At 64.2% G+C, this 15,882-nt stretch carries 19 protein-coding genes; 9 read left to right on the top strand and 10 right to left on the bottom strand.

The window, feature by feature from the left end; genetic code table 11:
- Positions 1-201: 201 nt before the first annotated feature.
- Complete coding sequence (locus ACQ86A_RS11165; RefSeq protein ID WP_431277135.1) at positions 202-438, top strand: hypothetical protein; 237 nt, start codon at positions 202-204, stop codon at positions 436-438.
- Positions 439-956: 518 nt separating this feature from the next.
- Here ACQ86A_RS11165 and ACQ86A_RS11160 read toward each other — a convergent pair.
- A complete protein-coding gene (locus ACQ86A_RS11160; protein ID WP_431277134.1) occupies positions 957-2,261 on the bottom strand; it encodes a HEPN domain-containing protein in 1,305 nt (434 codons plus the stop codon).
- Between the two features lie 333 nt (positions 2,262-2,594).
- Here ACQ86A_RS11160 and ACQ86A_RS11155 point away from each other — a divergent pair, with 333 nt between their 5' ends.
- Complete coding sequence (locus tag ACQ86A_RS11155; protein ID WP_431277133.1) at positions 2,595-3,377, top strand: SDR family oxidoreductase; 783 nt, start codon at positions 2,595-2,597, stop codon at positions 3,375-3,377.
- 47 nt (positions 3,378-3,424) lie between these two features.
- On the opposite strand, the gene ACQ86A_RS11150 is transcribed toward ACQ86A_RS11155, so the two are convergent.
- Together ACQ86A_RS11150 and ACQ86A_RS11145 are read right to left on the bottom strand one after the other, a co-directional pair.
- Complete coding sequence (locus tag ACQ86A_RS11150) at positions 3,425-4,027, bottom strand: class I SAM-dependent methyltransferase (protein ID WP_431277132.1); 603 nt, start codon at positions 4,025-4,027, stop codon at positions 3,425-3,427.
- Between the two features lie 43 nt (positions 4,028-4,070).
- Positions 4,071-4,361 (bottom strand): YciI family protein, encoded by a 291-nt coding sequence (locus tag ACQ86A_RS11145; protein WP_431277131.1) that lies wholly within the window; start codon positions 4,359-4,361, stop codon positions 4,071-4,073.
- 137 nt (positions 4,362-4,498) lie between these two features.
- Here ACQ86A_RS11145 and ACQ86A_RS11140 point away from each other — a divergent pair, with 137 nt between their 5' ends.
- From ACQ86A_RS11140 to ACQ86A_RS11125, 4 genes are all read left to right on the top strand, one after another.
- Complete coding sequence (locus ACQ86A_RS11140; protein WP_431277130.1) at positions 4,499-6,760, top strand: ATP-binding protein; 2,262 nt, start codon at positions 4,499-4,501, stop codon at positions 6,758-6,760.
- Positions 6,712-6,861: a response regulator transcription factor gene (locus ACQ86A_RS11135; RefSeq protein ID WP_431277129.1), complete on the top strand. Its 150-nt coding sequence runs from the start codon at positions 6,712-6,714 to the stop codon at positions 6,859-6,861. Before ACQ86A_RS11140 ends, ACQ86A_RS11135 begins: the two co-directional genes overlap by 49 nt.
- Before the next feature lie 380 nt (positions 6,862-7,241).
- Positions 7,242-7,853, top strand: a complete 612-nt coding sequence (locus tag ACQ86A_RS11130; protein WP_431277128.1) for a TetR family transcriptional regulator — start codon at positions 7,242-7,244, stop codon at positions 7,851-7,853.
- Between the two features lie 4 nt (positions 7,854-7,857).
- Positions 7,858-8,472 carry a GNAT family N-acetyltransferase gene (locus ACQ86A_RS11125; RefSeq protein WP_431277127.1) on the top strand — a complete coding sequence of 205 codons (615 nt, stop codon included), beginning with the start codon at positions 7,858-7,860 and terminating at the stop codon, positions 8,470-8,472.
- Positions 8,473-8,504: 32 nt separating this feature from the next.
- On the opposite strand, the gene ACQ86A_RS11120 is transcribed toward ACQ86A_RS11125, so the two are convergent.
- Positions 8,505-8,945 carry a VOC family protein gene (locus tag ACQ86A_RS11120; RefSeq protein ID WP_431277126.1) on the bottom strand — a complete coding sequence of 147 codons (441 nt, stop codon included), beginning with the start codon at positions 8,943-8,945 and terminating at the stop codon, positions 8,505-8,507.
- A gap of 7 nt (positions 8,946-8,952) precedes the next feature.
- Between ACQ86A_RS11120 and ACQ86A_RS11115 the strand changes: the two genes are divergently transcribed.
- Genes ACQ86A_RS11115 through ACQ86A_RS11105 form a run of 3 tightly spaced genes read left to right on the top strand, consistent with a single transcriptional unit; the run spans position 8,953 to position 11,260 of the window.
- A complete protein-coding gene (locus ACQ86A_RS11115) occupies positions 8,953-9,468 on the top strand; it encodes a hypothetical protein (protein WP_431277125.1) in 516 nt (171 codons plus the stop codon).
- A 5-nt stretch (positions 9,469-9,473) separates the two neighbouring features.
- Positions 9,474-10,688: a sigma-70 family RNA polymerase sigma factor gene (locus ACQ86A_RS11110; RefSeq protein ID WP_431277124.1), complete on the top strand. Its 1,215-nt coding sequence runs from the start codon at positions 9,474-9,476 to the stop codon at positions 10,686-10,688.
- On the top strand, positions 10,685-11,260 hold the full coding sequence (locus ACQ86A_RS11105) for a hypothetical protein (protein ID WP_431277123.1): 576 nt from the start codon (positions 10,685-10,687) through the stop codon (positions 11,258-11,260). The genes ACQ86A_RS11110 and ACQ86A_RS11105 overlap by 4 nt, the downstream gene beginning before the upstream one ends.
- Positions 11,261-11,275: 15 nt before the next feature.
- Here ACQ86A_RS11105 and ACQ86A_RS11100 read toward each other — a convergent pair whose 3' ends face one another.
- The 6 genes from ACQ86A_RS11100 to ACQ86A_RS11075 form a co-directional block, all read right to left on the bottom strand.
- Entirely contained in the window at positions 11,276-11,740 is a 465-nt protein-coding gene (locus tag ACQ86A_RS11100; RefSeq protein ID WP_431277122.1) for a DUF1801 domain-containing protein, read from the bottom strand.
- A gap of 9 nt (positions 11,741-11,749) precedes the next feature.
- On the bottom strand, positions 11,750-12,916 hold the full coding sequence (locus ACQ86A_RS11095; RefSeq protein ID WP_431277121.1) for an RNA polymerase sigma factor: 1,167 nt from the start codon (positions 12,914-12,916) through the stop codon (positions 11,750-11,752).
- Positions 12,917-12,966: 50 nt separating this feature from the next.
- Positions 12,967-13,299: a YciI family protein gene (locus ACQ86A_RS11090; RefSeq protein ID WP_431277120.1), complete on the bottom strand. Its 333-nt coding sequence runs from the start codon at positions 13,297-13,299 to the stop codon at positions 12,967-12,969.
- 45 nt (positions 13,300-13,344) lie between these two features.
- Positions 13,345-13,944, bottom strand: a complete 600-nt coding sequence (locus tag ACQ86A_RS11085) for a dihydrofolate reductase family protein (RefSeq protein ID WP_431277119.1) — start codon at positions 13,942-13,944, stop codon at positions 13,345-13,347.
- Between the two features lie 92 nt (positions 13,945-14,036).
- Positions 14,037-14,828, bottom strand: coding sequence for an MBL fold metallo-hydrolase (locus ACQ86A_RS11080; RefSeq protein ID WP_431277118.1), 792 nt, complete (start codon positions 14,826-14,828; stop codon positions 14,037-14,039).
- A gap of 66 nt (positions 14,829-14,894) precedes the next feature.
- Positions 14,895-15,830, bottom strand: coding sequence for a LysM domain-containing protein (locus tag ACQ86A_RS11075; protein WP_431277117.1), 936 nt, complete (start codon positions 15,828-15,830; stop codon positions 14,895-14,897).
- Positions 15,831-15,882: the final 52 nt, after the last annotated feature.

Here is a 15,882-nt window from a genome sequence, read left to right as displayed (position 1 = left end):
AACGGGAGTTGCAATCCGGGTTCCTACTGGGTTGGCGCGATAATCGGTCTTCATGGCGGATGTCTTAGTGCGGCATGGTGCCCATGGCTCAGGAAGAGGCACTCTGGCAAGGGCGTTGGCGCTTGCTCTTGGCGCTCCGGACGTCGCGTGGGGTGTCATCGACATGGACGAGCTCGGCCTGGTGCACCCATATCCTGGTCGGTGGTTCCGCGCGAGAATCTCCGAGCGATCTGGCCCAATTACATTGCTGCAGTCCCCGACATCAAGCTCATCATCCCCATGGTCTTCAACGATGAGCAGGAGGTGGAGCTAGTGCTAGAAACGGTGCCCGGCGCGAGACTGATCATCTGCGAGACGACCGCGCCGATCGCCATCTTGAAGCAGCGGGTGACCGAGCGAGAGCCGACGGATGAGTTGGCGGAATCGCTGCGCGGATGAGTGGACGTGTACCACTCTCGTTCGGACCACGAGGCGATCCGCCATTTCCAAGTCGTCACTCATCCTGCGCCGGTAGAGGAATCCGTCAGCGAGATTCTCAACCTGACCGGATGGCTCGATTCGTGAGTTGCTGCCTCGTTCAATCCCTGTGAAGTGACTGGCAGGAGCGGTTGTCATCAGACGGGAGTAGTCGGCGCAGCTTTCCCGACAGCGCCAGAATCATCAGCGCGATAATCGCAAGGCTTCCAAGAGCGAACGCGAACAGCGTCCACGCGAGAGTTCCGCCGATCAGCCCTATTCCATCGAGCTGCCACCCACGGGCTGAGACCGGTTCCGATAACCGAGGTGGCGATCGTCGGGAGAACGAGACGCCGAAACCATGGCTTGCGTAGAATCTTGATGCTCACCCGCGCTCCTTCAAGCACCACAGTGAGGAGGATCAGCGGGAAGACAGCGGTCAGCGCTGAGCACGTGGCGGCGTTCATGCTTGCGAGCGTACCGACCAGCGTTCTTAGGCCTTAAGGTCGCTCGATGAAGCGCGCCGCCGATGGATCGAGCTCGAGCCGCCGCTTCGCCGCCGCTGGGGGCGTCCCAAGCTCAAGGGCAACCCATGCCCGAACGGCAACCACCGACTCCCGCCAACAATTAAGCAGTGACAGCTCAGCTGGAAGCTGTCGATTTGCGTGCTTAATGCCGTTATACACACGCGTCATCTCTTCCGCCCAGATACCAACATCGAACGGAACCGCACCGTCGATATCCGCAGCGATCCGATCGAGGCGCGTCCGCAGTGAGGAGTCTTTGGCGGATTGGGATCCGACCCCATCCCGGTTCTTGAGTAGGAGGTACCCGAGCGCTTCGAGGCCTGGCCCGACCTGAGCAAGGTGCGTGACGGCTGGCACTTGTTGCAGGTAGCGGTCGGAAATGATGGGGTCGAAAGCTCGGCTGAACTCATCTCGCAGGTGCAACCACCTCGCCACGCCTTGGGCTCCCCCAATCTCGCCGAATTCCATCAGGTGGGGCCTGTAACCGCCCGGTGCGGCTGGCGGCTCTTCCCAACGCGCCGGCACGACCTTCCTCCACTGTCGGCCGTGGTCGGTGCCGTCCATGGTGAGAAGAGGATCGTCGTCCCTGGTTGCGATCGACGGAACCGAGATCTCTGGTCGCCACCGAGCGAGAACCATAAGATCTTTGACGCCCTGATGGGTTGCAGCGAGATCGCCCCAAGGTAGAGGAGATTGGGACTCAGTTCGGCAGGCAACGAGATCCCGGACGAGAGTCGTGCCCGACTCGGGACGCTCCAGTGCCCAGGTCGGCACAAGTGTCAGATCGGGAGAGACAACGATCTCGTCAGCTGACTTGGCAACGATCGTGAGGCTTCTGGTTGGGCCGTCCATATCTTCTGAGACGCTACTCACGCCCAGCCACTCGCGAAGTCCGGACACTTCCGACTGCAGGCCGTTCACCTGCAGGAAATCGACGTCGTCGTCGACGCCCATCACCGCGAATTGGGCCCAAACGCGCCCGGTACCAGTGGCGAAGTTCGTGTGATACCCGTGAGGCCAGCAGCCGATGAGTTGAACAGCGCCGTGGGAGTCGACGAAGAGAAGTCGCTTAGGAGTCGCACGCGGCTCGGTCTGGTTGCCTAGCAGATTCCCTTCCAGGAACCAGGAGGCGTAATAGTCGTCCGGGCCTGACCACGGGACCTCGACGCTTATCCCCTGCTCCGTGTACTCCAGCACAACCTTGACCGGCGGGGTTGTCGGGTCGAAGTCAATGAGATCCCCGGTTCTGCGGGTTCCCAGCTTCAGGTCGTTCGGCACTACTTCCCCCATTCGGCTCTTGCTCGAGTGTCCCTGGTCTGAGCGATGCGCTAAGCCTAGGAGGCTCCCCTGTCCTCGGTGCCGGGTTCCGGGATGCTCGGCGCTCCTATCGCTCACCACTCATTGTCTCGGCGACCCGCCGGGGACTTGCTCTGCTGTCGAATGGGCTAAGGTCACGCCCTGGCGCCGACTCACAGGCGCCAAAGTAGTATCTAAGTTACCCAGTTAGCGATCTCAACCGTAGATTGGTTACCAACTGCCTGGTCCCCTCGCCCTCTCTATTACGCCGACGTAGAGTTTCTCCGATGCCCGAAAGACGACGAGGAGACGACGATGACCAGCCCCAGCGTCAATGACAGCAACCGCCGACTCGCCGGGAAGGTCTGCGTGGTGGCCGGAGTCGGGGGAACGATAGGTGAAGCAGTAGCCGCGCGCTTTCTGAGTGAGGGCGCAACTGTGGTCGGCCTCGATCGCGCCCGAGTCGAACTCGCGAACGTCGACCGTCATCGCGTTGACCTCCGGGACGAGCAAGGAGTGACTGATGTCGTGTCGGCGATCGTTGATCGCCACGGACGGATCGATGTGCTCTACAACAACGCTGGTCCGCTTGATCCTGACGATCACGCACTCGAACAGAACAGCACCGCGACCTGGAAGGCTGCGTTCCGGAACCTCGTACTTCCCGTCGTGCTGATGTGCAAATACGTGACACCCGTGATGCGTTCCAGTGGTCGGGGCGGCTCGATCGTTACGACCGGCTCGTTTCTCTCCGGGATGGGGGCCGCGACGGCCCAGACCGCATTCTCAGCGGCCAAAGCAGCTGTCATCCAGACCACACGAGATCTCGGTATCCACCTCGCCAAGACGGGTATTCGCGCGAATTCCATCAGCATCGGGCCTGTTGAGACTCCGCAGAGCCGAGCCATGTTCGAGAAGTTGGGTCCCGAAGGGCTGAAGGAACGTCTTGGCCACGTACCGACCGGCAGGTTCGCCACGCCCGCCGAGATCGCTGGCGTGGCGGTATTTCTCGCATCCAGCGACAGCGGATATCTCACCGCAGCCGACATTCCGATGGATGGTGGCATCCGCGGCGCGTACACGATCCCCGAGCTGTGATCCCTGCCGCACTGCGAAGCGAAATAGTCACCGCGAGAAGGGTACCGTCATCCCACCCTCTCCGCGGTGACTGTCGCGAGCGGACGAACGCCGGGATCAACGCGTGACGTCGACGACCGAACACGGAACCCCACAGTTGCGAGATCCCGACTGATGGATTCGACGGATCGGTAGGTCGCCGTTGCCACTGCGTGCGGGAATTCGACTTGGTCGTCACCCTCGAAGAAGCCGATCAGCAACGTGCCGCCCGGCTGAACGACTCGAGCAAGCTCCAGGTAGGCCGCAGTCGTCTCCTCTGGCGACAGGTGGATCAACGAAAACCACGCGAGAACCCCGGAGATGGACGCATCCGGAACCCCCAGTGCGGGAAGACCGGCACACCGATACGGAACTCCTGGAAACCGCTTTCGCGCGTAGTCCAGAAACTCTGGAACGATATCGAGCCCCTCGGCATCGACGCCCGAACGAACGAGAAAGTCCGTCCACTGACCCGGCCCGCATCCGACATCCAGGACTGAGCCTGTCAACGATTCTGACCATACCTTGATGAGCTGTCTATCCGCGTCAGCGGCCACATCCACTGTGCCGAACAGGTCGATGTACTCGGCCGATCGGGCACTGTATGCATCACGCACGGTATCGATGGTCACTGGACCTCCCCCATGAAGCGACTCCCCCAACCCATGAACCTGTTCAGTATTCAGCCAGAACATCCACGCTGCCGCCGAACGCGAGGTTCGGGCTCTTCTTTGCCACCTCGACCGCCGCTTCGAGGGATTCGAACTCCACCATCGAAGCGCCGCGCATGTCTCCGGCGTACTCGTTGGTTCCGTGGGCAGTCACGACCACTCCCCCAGACGTGCGGATCCCGTACTCCTCTTGAAGCGCTGCGTTCCACTCGCGCCACGCCGCTCTGTTCTCTGCTACGCGCTCAGCCGGCACCGGGTCAGGCCCGGCTCGGTAGACGAAGATGAAAGAAGGCATGCAGCCATCGTCCCACCGAACCTTGACACGTGCTGCCGACGACCGGCGACCGAGCGCGTGTCGGCAGCCTCCACATCCTGAACCTGGTTCGAGGGGCCCACCTGCTCTTATGCTGAGCGTGAGGAGAGAAGGATCCCGTGAGCGGAGTGGCGGTCGCGCCGAGCGGGGCGCTTCCGGTCGAGTCCACATCCTTCGTCGGACGTCGTAACGACCTCGCAGAAGCGCGAACGCAGCTCGCCACAACGCGCCTGCTCACGGTGACGGGGCCGGGCGGAGTGGGCAAGACACGCTTCGCGGTTCAGCTGGCGCAGACCGTCTCCCGCGTCTACCGCGACGGGCTGTGGTTCATCGAACTCGATTCCCTCCCGGGCGACTCGAACGCGGACAGTGTCGCCGCGGCCGTCGCCAGCGCGCTCTTCGTCGCCTGGGGCCAGAGCAGACCTGCGGATGCGGTGGCAGCAGCGATCGGGAGCAACGAGGTGCTTTTGGTCTTCGACAACTGCGAGCATGTTCTGCCGGCGATCCGCGGCCTGATCGTCGAGATCCTCGATCGGTGTGCCGGCGCGAAGATCCTCGCTACGAGCCGTGAACCACTCAACGTCAGCGGCGAGTCCGTGCGGCCCTTGACTCCGCTCGATCATGCCTCCACCGAGACAACCGGCGACCGCAAAAGCGAGGCGGTCGCACTCTTCATCGATCGCGCGCGGGCGATCGTGCCCGCGTTCGATCCGAAGGGTCCCGAACTGACGACCGTCGCCAGCATCTGCGAGAGCCTCGAGGGTATCCCGCTGGCGATCGAACTCGCAGCCGTGCGCCAGCGCATCCTGAGCCCGAGTCAGATTCTGGAGCGTTTGCGCAGGCCACTCGACCTGTTGAGCGGACGATCGACGGATGCGCCGACCCGCCATCGCACGCTGCGATCGTCGATCGAGTGGAGCTACGAGCTCTGCACCCCGCAGGAGCGCTGGCTGTGGCGCCGGCTCTCGGTGTTCGCAGGTGGATGGGATCTCGCCGAAGCGGAAGCGGTCGCCGACCCCGTGGTAATCGCTCAATCCGAGGTCCTAGACGTTCTTCAGTCTCTGGTGGAGAAGTCGATCGTTGTCGTCCACGACGATGGCGACGAGTTCTGGTACAGCCTGCTCACCTCGATCCGGCAGTTCGGCAGCGACATGCTCGATGCGTCCGGAGAACGGGATGCCGCACTAGGCGCGCTGCTGTCGGCGACCGTCGCGCGTCTCTATCAGGTCGAAGCCGAGTGGATCGGTCCACGGCAGGATCACTGGCTGCGGCTCTACTTCCGCGCTGCGGCGACGATCCGTGCGGCGATTGAGATCAGCCTTGCCGGAGAACAATCGGAGCGAGCCCTCCAGCTCACGCTCATCGGCTGGCGGGTCAGCTGGCAAGCGGTGGGCCGCGTCGACGAGCATCGCGCGTGGCTCACCCGCGTACTGGCACACACCTCCGAACCAACACCGCTTCGTGCACAAGCGCTCGTGCTCAGCGCAGCCCACGCCGCGGCTCAGGGCGAGCACGACCGTGCCCGCGAACGAATGCAGGAGGCGGAGGACGTGGCCAACCGCCTGCACGACCCCCTCCTGCAGACGATCGTCAACGGTGTGGGAGCCGAATTCCTCCCCGACACGGAGCAGACACTTGCCATGCGTGCAGCCATGGCTGGTCTCGAGCGGGTGCGACCCGATCTCTCAGCGCGCTATTACTCTCGAATCCGACTCGCCCTGCAATACCAACGGATGGGCGACATCGAACTCGCGTCCAAAGCTCGGCAAGAGATTCTCGACGACTCAACCCGAACCGGCGAACGATATGAATCGTCGTACCTGATGCTCCATTCTGGGCGACTCGCAGCGCTGAGTGGCGAACCAGCCTCGGCAATCGACCGCACACGGATCGCGCTGCAGTACAAGATCGGCTTGACGAACCCGGGAGGAGTGGCCCAAGCGCTCGAGGTACTCAGCTTTGCGTTCGCCGAACAAGGGGATGCGGAACAAGCGGCGACCCTGCTGGGAGCGGCGCGCACCTATTGGCGGGTGACGGGCGCGTTCCCGATCGGCGACGCAACCCTGCTCGCCATTCGAACAACGCCGGACCGCACCGCGCGGGCCATACTCGGAGACGCGCGCTTCGCCCTCTTCTACGACCGCGGACGCCGGTTGAGCGCAGATCAGGCCATCGACCTCGCACTCGGAACCGAGGCGGGTGGCGAAACTCGTGTGCGGGCGCCGCACCAGTCCTCACCGTCAGAGCCGCCGGATCCCCCTCGCGATCTTCCCCAACGTCAGTCTCACCGGAGAGACAGGCGCTGTCGCCGCGGGAACTTCAGGTCGCCGCGTTGGTCGCCGACGGCCGCAGCGACAAGCAGATCGCAGCTGCACTGTTAATCTCCCAACGTACTGCGGAGGCACACGTGCAGAACGCGCTCGTCAAACTCGGATTCCGCTCCCGCGCCCAACTGGCCGCATGGAGCGTCCAGAACACCTAGCTCCGAACATCCACGTCCAGTCGTAGCGAGCTCATTCGGGTTTACGCGTGAACAGGCCGGCGATCCAGGTCTGCCACTCGACCAAGACACGCGGGTCCCCGTGACTATGCGCTTGACGCGAGTGGATGCGAGCTTCGGAACCCTGCCGCGGCTGGTGCTGTAAAGACAGTCCGTGAGGCGTGGCCCCGTGGTGGCCGCGGCGAGCATCCTGATGCTCTGGAACTCCGGGCACCTGATGCGTGGCCTCGTGCAGCGTGGATGTGATCTTGTTCATGAGCTCTCCTCGGGCTGTCAGGTGGGACATACCAATCCCTGTCTCTTACACTGTTAGAGCGATAAGCTATGTCTAACACCGTAAGAGACATTGTGCAAGGAGCCATATGGCACTGGACCGGCAGCAGATCGTCGACGAGGCTCTGCGTCTTCTCGACGACGAAGGCTTGGATGCGCTCAGCCTCCGCGCCCTTGCCGGCCGGCTCGGCGTTCAGGCGCCGACGCTCTACTGGCACATCGGGAGCAAGTCCCAACTTCTCGACGCCTTGGCAGATGCGATCATGGACGACGCCATCCGAGAACTCCCCCAGGCCCAGGGTGCCGACGAGGGTCCGACATGGCTGTTGGCAGCACTCGTCGAGCTACGCAAAGCGATGCTCAAGCACCGTGACGGCGCCCGAACGGTCTCCGGGGCTCGTCTGTCGCTTCGACGGGGAGACTTCTCCGAACAAGCGATGTCGACGCTCGTTACCCATGGCGTCGATGTGCATCAGGCGCGACTGACCGTTCTCGCCGGCGAACGCTTCACCGTCGGGTATGTGCTCGAAGAGCAGGCGCCTGTCGATGAGACGCAACAGCCCCCCGATGTCGTCGAGCTCCAGCGACGTTTTCCGGTCACGATCGAAGCCATCACGGAGTACTTCTCGACTCAGCGCACCCCGGACGACCTTTTTCGAGATATTGCACGGCTCATCCTGAACCTGCCGAGTGAAGAGTGAAATCGTGACCGCATCGTCAAACGAAGAGATGTCGAACGTCTATCCCGGTCACGTTCCCTCCGGCCTCATCAACACGGAGTTCGTCCTCCGGCCGATTGTGGCGGCGGACGCGGCGAAAGACCATGCCGCCGTGATGGAGACGCGGGAGAGCCTGCGCCTCTGGGAGCAGTCGAGCTGGCCTGACGACGACTTCACCGTCGAAGCCAATCGAGAGGACCTCGTCAACCTCGAGAAGCGGCACGGCGACCGTCGCGCCTTCACCTTCACGGTGGTCAGCCCGGACGGCTCAGAGTGCCTGGGATGCGTCTACGTCTTCCCTCCGGGCGCGTCCTTCCTAGCAAAGTCCGACGTGACGGCTGTCGGCCACGACAGGTGGGCGGATGTGGACGTCGTCGTGTACTTCTGGGCACGTCGTACGCAGATGGAGACGGGAATAGACGAGCGGCTGTTCGACGCCCTCCGCGTTTGGTTCAGGGACGACTGGAAAGTCGCGACGGCGGTGTTCGTCACGAACACGGAGTTCACACAGCAGGTGGATCTCATCCGTCGATCCGATCTGACCTTGAAATTCGAGCTCGTCGAACCCGGCAAACGCGGAAAATACCTCGCCTTCGGCTGAAGCTCGGTGCGAGCATCCCGTAACGAAACGCGTCAGCCCTTCTTCACTTCCTGCGCGAGCATCACGATGATTCCGCTGGGGCCGCGCAGGTAGGTGAGCTTGTACACATCCTCGTAGGTGGCCACGCCCCGAAGGGGAAAACAGCCGTGCTTCGCGGCGATCTCGAGCGCGTCGTCGATATCGTCCACAGAGAACGCGACCCGGTGCATCCCGATCTCGTTGGGAAGGGTCGGCTGCGTTTCGATTGCTTCTGCGGGAGCGATGTACTCGAAGAGCTCGAGCTGACCCTGGCCATCCGGCGTCTGAAGCACGGCGATCTTCGCATGGTTTCCGTCGATGCCGACTGCGATGTCCGCCCACTCGCCGCTGATCGTGTCCCGGCCCATCACGGTGAGGCCGAGGTCGGTGAAGAAGTCGATCGTTGCTTCGAGGTCGCGGACGGCGATGCCGACGTTCTCAAGTTTGATGGGCATGCGCTGCATGGTACCGAGCATCGGCGGAAGCCTCTACGCACCGGCGGCTCTGGCTTTGTCCAAATTGTTTCGCTTGCGTTCGTTGCGTTCACCATTCCGCTGGGTCTTTCAGGCGGGAGATCCATTGCATGTGGAGGTGGCGGAGATGACGAGTACGACATCGCGAACGAGTCGCAAACAAGAGCGCGAGCGCGCCTGGAGGCGGCTGCGTCAGGCGATCGTGGACGAGATCCTGGACAAACTTCCGTCGACCGTGCCGCTGGATGACATTCCGGCCACGCTGAGCATCCCTCCTGAGGCGGTTCGTGCCGGCCTGATGTCGGGGACCCTCGTGGGCGTGATCGTCGGCGACCGGTTGCACATGAAATGCGACGAGTCGGCTGTCTTCCTCCGCGAACAGACAACCCTTCGCCTTCCGCTCCCTGAATCACTGCGCCCGACCGGAGCCGCGAGCACGCTCCACGTGCGGGAACCGATTCTGTGCATGACCACCACCCCGCACCCACTACAGAAAGGCGCGTAGTGCCCATGGGGGAACGCCGCACCCGAGTCGACAACACCTCACTCTCCGACGCCGAGCTCCTCTACCGCCTCCGCAGCGGGCACAACGATGCGTACGGTGAACTCTGGAATCGTCACAGCAAGGCAGGCATCTCGGTCGCTCGATCGGTGACCTCGAGCCTGGACCCTGACGACCTCGTATCGGAGGCCTTCGCGAAGATCCTGACGACGATCAAGCGCGGCAACGGACCGGAAGGTGCCTTCCGGCCATACCTGTACACGACCATCCGCAACGTCGCAGCGACGTGGGGTGGCAGACAGCGCGAAAGCACCACGCTGCATGAGATCGAAATGCACCTCGAAGACCCGCGGTTCAGCGAAGAGAGCACAGTGGCCGGCCTCGACCGCGCCCTCATCCTCACGGCGTTCAAATCGCTGAACCCGCGCTGGCAAGAGGTCCTGTGGTACCTCGAAGTCGAGGCCATGAAGCCCGCAGATATCGCTCCTCTTCTCGGGATGAAGCCGACGGCGGTCTCGATGCTGGGCAGCCGAGCTCGCGAGGGGCTCCGAAAGGCCTGGATCGAGGCGCACATCTCGAACGTTCCCGACGAGTCGGAATGCCAATGGGTCTTCGGACACCTCGGCGCGAGAGCGCGTGGCACGCTCAAGCCGAAAGATCGGGCACGGATGGAGGCTCACCTCGACGAGCACGAGCAGTGTCGGACCATCGCAGCAGAGGCGGAGACGGTCGGATCGCGCCTCGCCGTTGCAATCCTTCCCGTGGTACTCGGAGTCGGCGGAGCCGCAGCGCTGCTGGCTCAGGAGTCGGCGCATCCGGCGGCCGCCTCGGCTCCCGCGCGGCACGTGACGGAAGCAACCCGCCTGACCCCGACCTGGATCGCCGCGGCCGCGGTCACAGCAGTCGTTGCTGTGGCGAGCGCGGCCATCGCGCTCGCTGCGCCGCACGCCGGGCACCCGGGATCCTCCGGGCCTCGGCACGCGCAGACCGACCTCGCGACGCCCGACCTTGGTGAGCAGGCGCCCCCGCCTGTTGAAATCAAGGTGTCACCGAGCGCGCCGCAGTCTGATCCCGTGCCGAGCAGTCCGCAACCGTATCCCGTTATGCCTCCGCTCAAGGTGTCGCCCGAAGCCCCCTCATGGCGCCGACAGACCCGCCTGATCCGTCAGTGCTTCCCAAGGTCGCGGTACCGCCGGAGAGCGCGAAGTTTCCTGAGCTCGTGACGCCTCTAGAGATTCCGGCGCCTCTCGTCGCGGTGCGCCCTCCGAGGCTCGAGGCGCCGAGCCTGACATCCGTCGACACCGCTGACGGCCTCTACTTTCCGATGCTGAGCGGCTCAGCTGAGCCCGGAGCCGCGATCACCGTCAGCAACGGTCCACTTCCGGATGTCGTCGTCGCCGCTGCTTCAGACGGCACGTGGTCGACGCCGCAGCTTGAAGGGCTCCCGGCGGGTAGGTCGACGATCGACGTTGCCCAGACGCTGCGCGGCGCGACGTCTGCGACGACGACCGCGACCGTGGACCTCGTGCCTCCGACGATCGTCGCCAGTCGCGGTGCACTGGTCAACGGCCTCTTTCCGCTGCCGATCACCGGTCATCCGGGTGCACACGTGACGGTGCTGATCGAGGGTTCATCGAGCGCGCAAGCGACACTCGACGCGACGGGCGGGGCGACCGTCTCGATTCCGTTCGCATCAGGCCAAGCTCCTCTGACCATGACGGCTCGCTATGGCGCGCCGGGGCGAAGCGGCCCATCGAGCGGACGGATGAGTCTGACGCTTGACCTGACTGGCTAGAAGAAGCGCCGGCGTTCAGTGCTTCTTGCCACCGACGCCCGGCACTGATGTGACCTGCTTCATCCATTCCGCGAGCTGCCGCGCGTCGAGGTCGTCCACGGTCTCGAGTTCCACGCCCCTGGTCGCCTTTCCCATCCCCACAGGGGTCACGGGCGGCACGGGGTCGAGATTCACTCCGTTCACGAACATGAGTTTGACGTGGCCGGCGAAACCTCCGCAAGAGAAGCACCACCCGTCGCCGACGCCGTAGTAGGACATGCCCCACTTCACGGACCGCTGTAGCTCGGGCAGCGTCTGAGCAGCCAACGCATCGACTGCCTCAGCGATACCGCGCTGAGGCTGGGGCAGGCTGGCGATGTATGCGAAGACCGGCTTGTCGCCGAGCGCTGCTTTGGCCGGGCTCGCTCTGCCGGTCATGGCCTCCGGCAGTTCCGTGGCCGACGGCTGAACTCCGTTGTCCTTGCTGTCCCCGCTGTTCATGGCGAAATACTATTCCTCACTCACTTGGTCCCGGCGGCGTGCCAGGAAGGCGATTTCGGCTGTGTTGGCGGTCAGGCTGATCGCCGCGGTGTAGGCGTCACGAGATGCGCTGGCACGACCCAGACGACGCAGCACGTCCGCGCGCGCCGCGTGATACGGGTGGTAGTCCGACAACTCGGACCCGAGAGCCTCGATGAGCACAAGCCCGGCCAGCGGTCCGTCGCGCTCCCCTACGGCGACCGCCCGGTTGAGCCGCACGATCGGCGAGTTGTCGAGTCTCACCAACTGGTCGTAGAGCGCCACCACCTGGCTCCAATCAGGGGCGTCACCGTCCGTGTGCACGGCGTTGATCGCAGCCAGAACCTGGTAGCGACCCGGTGCGACGCCGGAGGCCAGGCGCTCGCGCACCAGAGCGTGCCCCTGGGCGATGAGCTCGGCATCCCAAAGCCCTCGATCCTGCTCCCCCAGCGGGACCAGTTCGCCTCCGGATGAAACCCGGGCCGAGCGGCGCGCATCGATCAGCAGCATCAGGGCGAGTATCCCGGTGACCTCGCCATCGTCAGGCAGCAGTTCATGAAGCAGCCGTGCAAGCCGGATCGCTTCGGCGGTCAACTCCGGTCGAATGGGCGCTGTCTCCTCCCCCGAGGCCAGATAGCCCTCGTTGAAGATCAGGAAGAGCACGGCCAGGACGCCCGACACCCGGCGGGGCAGATCATCAGCGGTCGGCAAGCGGTACGGGATGCGTGCGGCGGTGATCTTCGACTTGGCGCGCGTAATGCGGGCCCCCATTGTCGTATCCTGCACGAAGAACGCGTGCGCGATCTCCTGCACGCTGAGGCCGCCGACCATCCGCAACGTCAGCGCGACCCGCGCCTCCATCGCAAGCGCCGGATGGCAACAGATGAAGACGAGACGCAGCCGATCGTCGTCGATCGCACCGAGCGGCTCGGTATCTGTGTCGTACACGAGCTGCGCCTCCCTGTGCCTGGCGTCGCGGGTACTCTCGCGCCGGATGCGGTCGATCGCCTTACGTGTGGCGGTCGTGGTGAGCCATGCGCCGGGGTTGGGCGGGATGCCGTCCACCGGCCAGCGTTCGGCGGCGGTCACGAAGGATTCCGCGGCCGCCTCCTCGGCGATGTCGAGACTGCCGAAGCGCTTTGCGAGGGTCGCCACCACCCGCGCCCATTCGTCGCGGTGGGCACGAGCGAGGGCGTCCTTCGCGTCGATCAGGGCTCCTGCAGGAGCGGCCGGACCTCGAGGCGGCGATTGCAGGCCTTCGAGCCCTCGGCCATCAGCTTCAGCGCGACGTCGAGGTCGGGTGCCTCGATGATCCACAGGCCGGCCGCCCACTCCTTCGCCTCGACGAACGGGCCATCCGTGAACACGGGCTCGTCCTGGCGCCCGTCGATCACGGTCGAAGCGCTCGGGTCGGCCAGCCCCGCCGCGAAGACCCAATGGCCGCCGGCTTGGAGCTTCTCATTGAAGGCGTCGATCGCGACGGCCTCTTCTTCAGTACCGGAATTGCTCCGGCCGTCGATGACGTTGACCAAGTACTGCATGGTCGGATCCCTTCTCGTTTCGGTGACTCTCTGAGGCGGTGTCTGCTACTCGGCGTCTCGGCGTCGCGGTCCGACGCCCTCGGGAACCGCGGTGTGCAGGTGGGGGGCGTAGACCAGCTTCTGGGTTCGGCCGTCGAGCACCGTCGACTCGATGAGGTCGAGGTCGAACTCGGCCCCATCCTGGAAGAGGGATGCGAATCCCGACCGACCGGTGATCGCCGGGAAAATCATCACCTCGAGACGATCCACCAGGCCTGCGGCGAGCAATGCGCGATTCAGCGAGATGCTTCCGTGCGAACGCATCGGAACATCCGTGGTGCGCTTCAGACGTTCGATCGCCGTCACCGCATCCTCGTTGATGACCGTGGAGTTCTTCCACCCGAGCGGCTCCTCGAGCGTGCTCGAGAACACGATCTTCGGCAGCTCGTTCAGGCTGTCGTAGTACGGCTCGTCGAATTCGGCCACGAACTTACGGAACTGGCGGAAGGTCGTGGCGCCGAAGACGAGCACCTGGTCCTCGGCGAAAGTACGCACTCGGTCCTCCAGGATCTCAGGGCCTTCCTTGCCCCAGTATCCGGGCCAGCCTGTGGCCGATCCGTAGCCGTCGAGGCTGCAGAAGAAGTCGACAGTCAGGGTGCTGCTCATGGTGGAACTCCCTTTCGTTCGCGCCACCTCGTTCGGGGTGACTTCACTACTGCTACGAACGCGATCGACCCGATTCGACAATCCTTCTCAAACTATTTCCGCTGGGCGAAGCGCTCCCGCTGTCCGGTGTGCAGCTCGCCCACCCATTCCCAGCCGGGCTTGGCCGCCGGGCCGACGCGAAGGTCGGTCGTCTCCTGGCCGTCACGGAGGGCGAGAACATAGGCGCGATCCTGAGCGATCCGAGCGAGCAACTCGTGGCGGCCACCGATGGATCCGTGACCGGGGACGACGACATCGACGGCGCCCGCCACATCCTCGAGCAACGTCAGCGCGGCGAGATAGTCCTCGATCGGATCAGCGGCGGTCAGGTCGAGGATCGGAACGAGCACGTCGGAGAGCATGTCACCGGCGACGAGGACCTTGCTCTCCTCGAGGAGAAGCGCCGCATGTCCCGGGGCGTGTGCCCGATGCTCGATGATCCGGATCTCCGGCCCTTCCCACGGAAACTGCTCAGCCCCGGAGGGCAATCCCGTGATCTGCCCGAGCAGGTCGAGCGAGACGTCCTCGGGGATGCCCACCCGCCGCGGGTCGAATCCGCCTGCGAGCCGGTCGCGGATCGTCGTGGCACAGAGCGCGGTTCCGTACCTGGGCGCATCGCCGAAGCGCGCGTCCCACAGCACGTGATCCCAGTGCGGATGCGTGGAGAACCCTGCCACGACACCCTGACCCGCATCCGCGAGATTGGTGACGATCGAGGCCATTTCGCGCTCGCTCACGCCGACGTCGATCAGCAGCACGCCATCCTGACCCTGAACGATGACCGCGTTGCTCTGGCAGAACTCGGCCTCATGGCTCTGGATACCGTCTGCGATCTGCGTCAGCATGAGCGCCTCCTCTTCGACCGGCGATCGGGTCGTGGAACAACTATAGGGAGGTCCTACGACGCGTCATCAGAGGCTGTCGGGGTCGAGATTCAGGGTCGTGCCCTCGTACAGGTACTGCTGATCGCCGAAGACCTGCAGGTTCTTGTTCAACCAGATGAGATCTTCGATCGAGATCCCGAAACGCTCGGCCACCACGGACGTGATGTCGCCCGGAGCCACGAGGTATCGTCTCGGAGCACCGGCGGCCGTTTTCGACGTCATCGCACCGGATGCGAAGGCCCGGGTTCCGCCGTCGACCGGGTGGACATTGGATTGCCGCACCGGGATCTTCCAGTGCACCGAGTTGACGCCGAGGACCTTGTTCGCGCGGATCTCGACCGGCACTATGGCCCCCGACGGTGCCGACGAATACGTCACGAGAGTGCCGAGATAGGAAGGCTGGCCGCCGGGTCCGAGCGACACCGAAGACGTTGGCGCGGCCGATGTCGTCGCACCCCCGAGCAGGTGGTCGCCGACACCGTGATACGTAAGCCCGTCGCCGACTCTCGGTGCGATTTCGAGGAGCGTGACCGACACCGGAACCGGCAGAGTCGACGTGAAGCGCGAGTACTGGGCTATGTAGGTGTTGTCGCCGTTGGCGATCATTTGAAAGTGGAAATGGATGCTCCCCTTCGGGGAGGCTACGTCACCCTCCGCCACCACCGTTCCGCGGGGCACGGGGATCAGGATCGGACTGGGCACGGGCGTGCTCACCGGTTCCGGAGTGGCCGGGTGCGAGATCGCGGGATTCGGCGGAGCGACGGGTGTCGGGGTCGGCGACGGAGTGGGTAGGTCGGAGGGGGTGGCCTTCGGGGTGTGCGTACGCGTCACATGAGCGGCTCGGTCGTGACCCGCTGCGCTGACATCCTTAGCGGCCGGAACGCATCCGGCGAGAAGTGCCGTGAGCGCCAATGCGCCAATGATGGCCGCGCACGCGCGCCGACGAATCTCCCTGCTGACCATGATTCCCCCTCCGCCGAATCCTAGCCCTGTGTTGGGCTCAGGATGCTCGACT

This window comes from Leifsonia poae (genome assembly GCF_050632195.1).
GTDB classification, from domain to species: Bacteria; Actinomycetota; Actinomycetes; order Actinomycetales; family Microbacteriaceae; genus Leifsonia; species Leifsonia poae_C.
Note: the sequence above shows the minus strand (reverse complement) of the source record. Positions and strands in the feature narration are given on the sequence as shown.

What these genes read in the sequence shown, in the direction of transcription:
- ACQ86A_RS11075 (WP_431277117.1), bottom strand. Translation starts at nt 15,830, where the DNA reads ATGGTCAGCAGGGAGATTCGTCGGCGCGCGTGCGCGGCCATCATTGGC.
- ACQ86A_RS11080 (WP_431277118.1), bottom strand. Translation starts at nt 14,828, where the DNA reads ATGCTGACGCAGATCGCAGACGGTATCCAGAGCCATGAGGCCGAGTTC.
- ACQ86A_RS11100 (WP_431277122.1), bottom strand. Translation starts at nt 11,740, where the DNA reads ATGAACAGCGGGGACAGCAAGGACAACGGAGTTCAGCCGTCGGCCACG.
- ACQ86A_RS11110 (WP_431277124.1), top strand. Translation starts at nt 9,474, where the DNA reads ATGGGGGAACGCCGCACCCGAGTCGACAACACCTCACTCTCCGACGCC.
- ACQ86A_RS11130 (WP_431277128.1), top strand. Translation starts at nt 7,242, where the DNA reads ATGGCACTGGACCGGCAGCAGATCGTCGACGAGGCTCTGCGTCTTCTC.
- ACQ86A_RS11085 (WP_431277119.1), bottom strand. Translation starts at nt 13,944, where the DNA reads ATGAGCAGCACCCTGACTGTCGACTTCTTCTGCAGCCTCGACGGCTAC.
- ACQ86A_RS11155 (WP_431277133.1), top strand. Translation starts at nt 2,595, where the DNA reads ATGACCAGCCCCAGCGTCAATGACAGCAACCGCCGACTCGCCGGGAAG.
- ACQ86A_RS11090 (WP_431277120.1), bottom strand. Translation starts at nt 13,299, where the DNA reads ATGCAGTACTTGGTCAACGTCATCGACGGCCGGAGCAATTCCGGTACT.
- ACQ86A_RS11115 (WP_431277125.1), top strand. Translation starts at nt 8,953, where the DNA reads ATGGTACCGAGCATCGGCGGAAGCCTCTACGCACCGGCGGCTCTGGCT.
- ACQ86A_RS11120 (WP_431277126.1), bottom strand. Translation starts at nt 8,945, where the DNA reads ATGCCCATCAAACTTGAGAACGTCGGCATCGCCGTCCGCGACCTCGAA.
- ACQ86A_RS11145 (WP_431277131.1), bottom strand. Translation starts at nt 4,361, where the DNA reads ATGCCTTCTTTCATCTTCGTCTACCGAGCCGGGCCTGACCCGGTGCCG.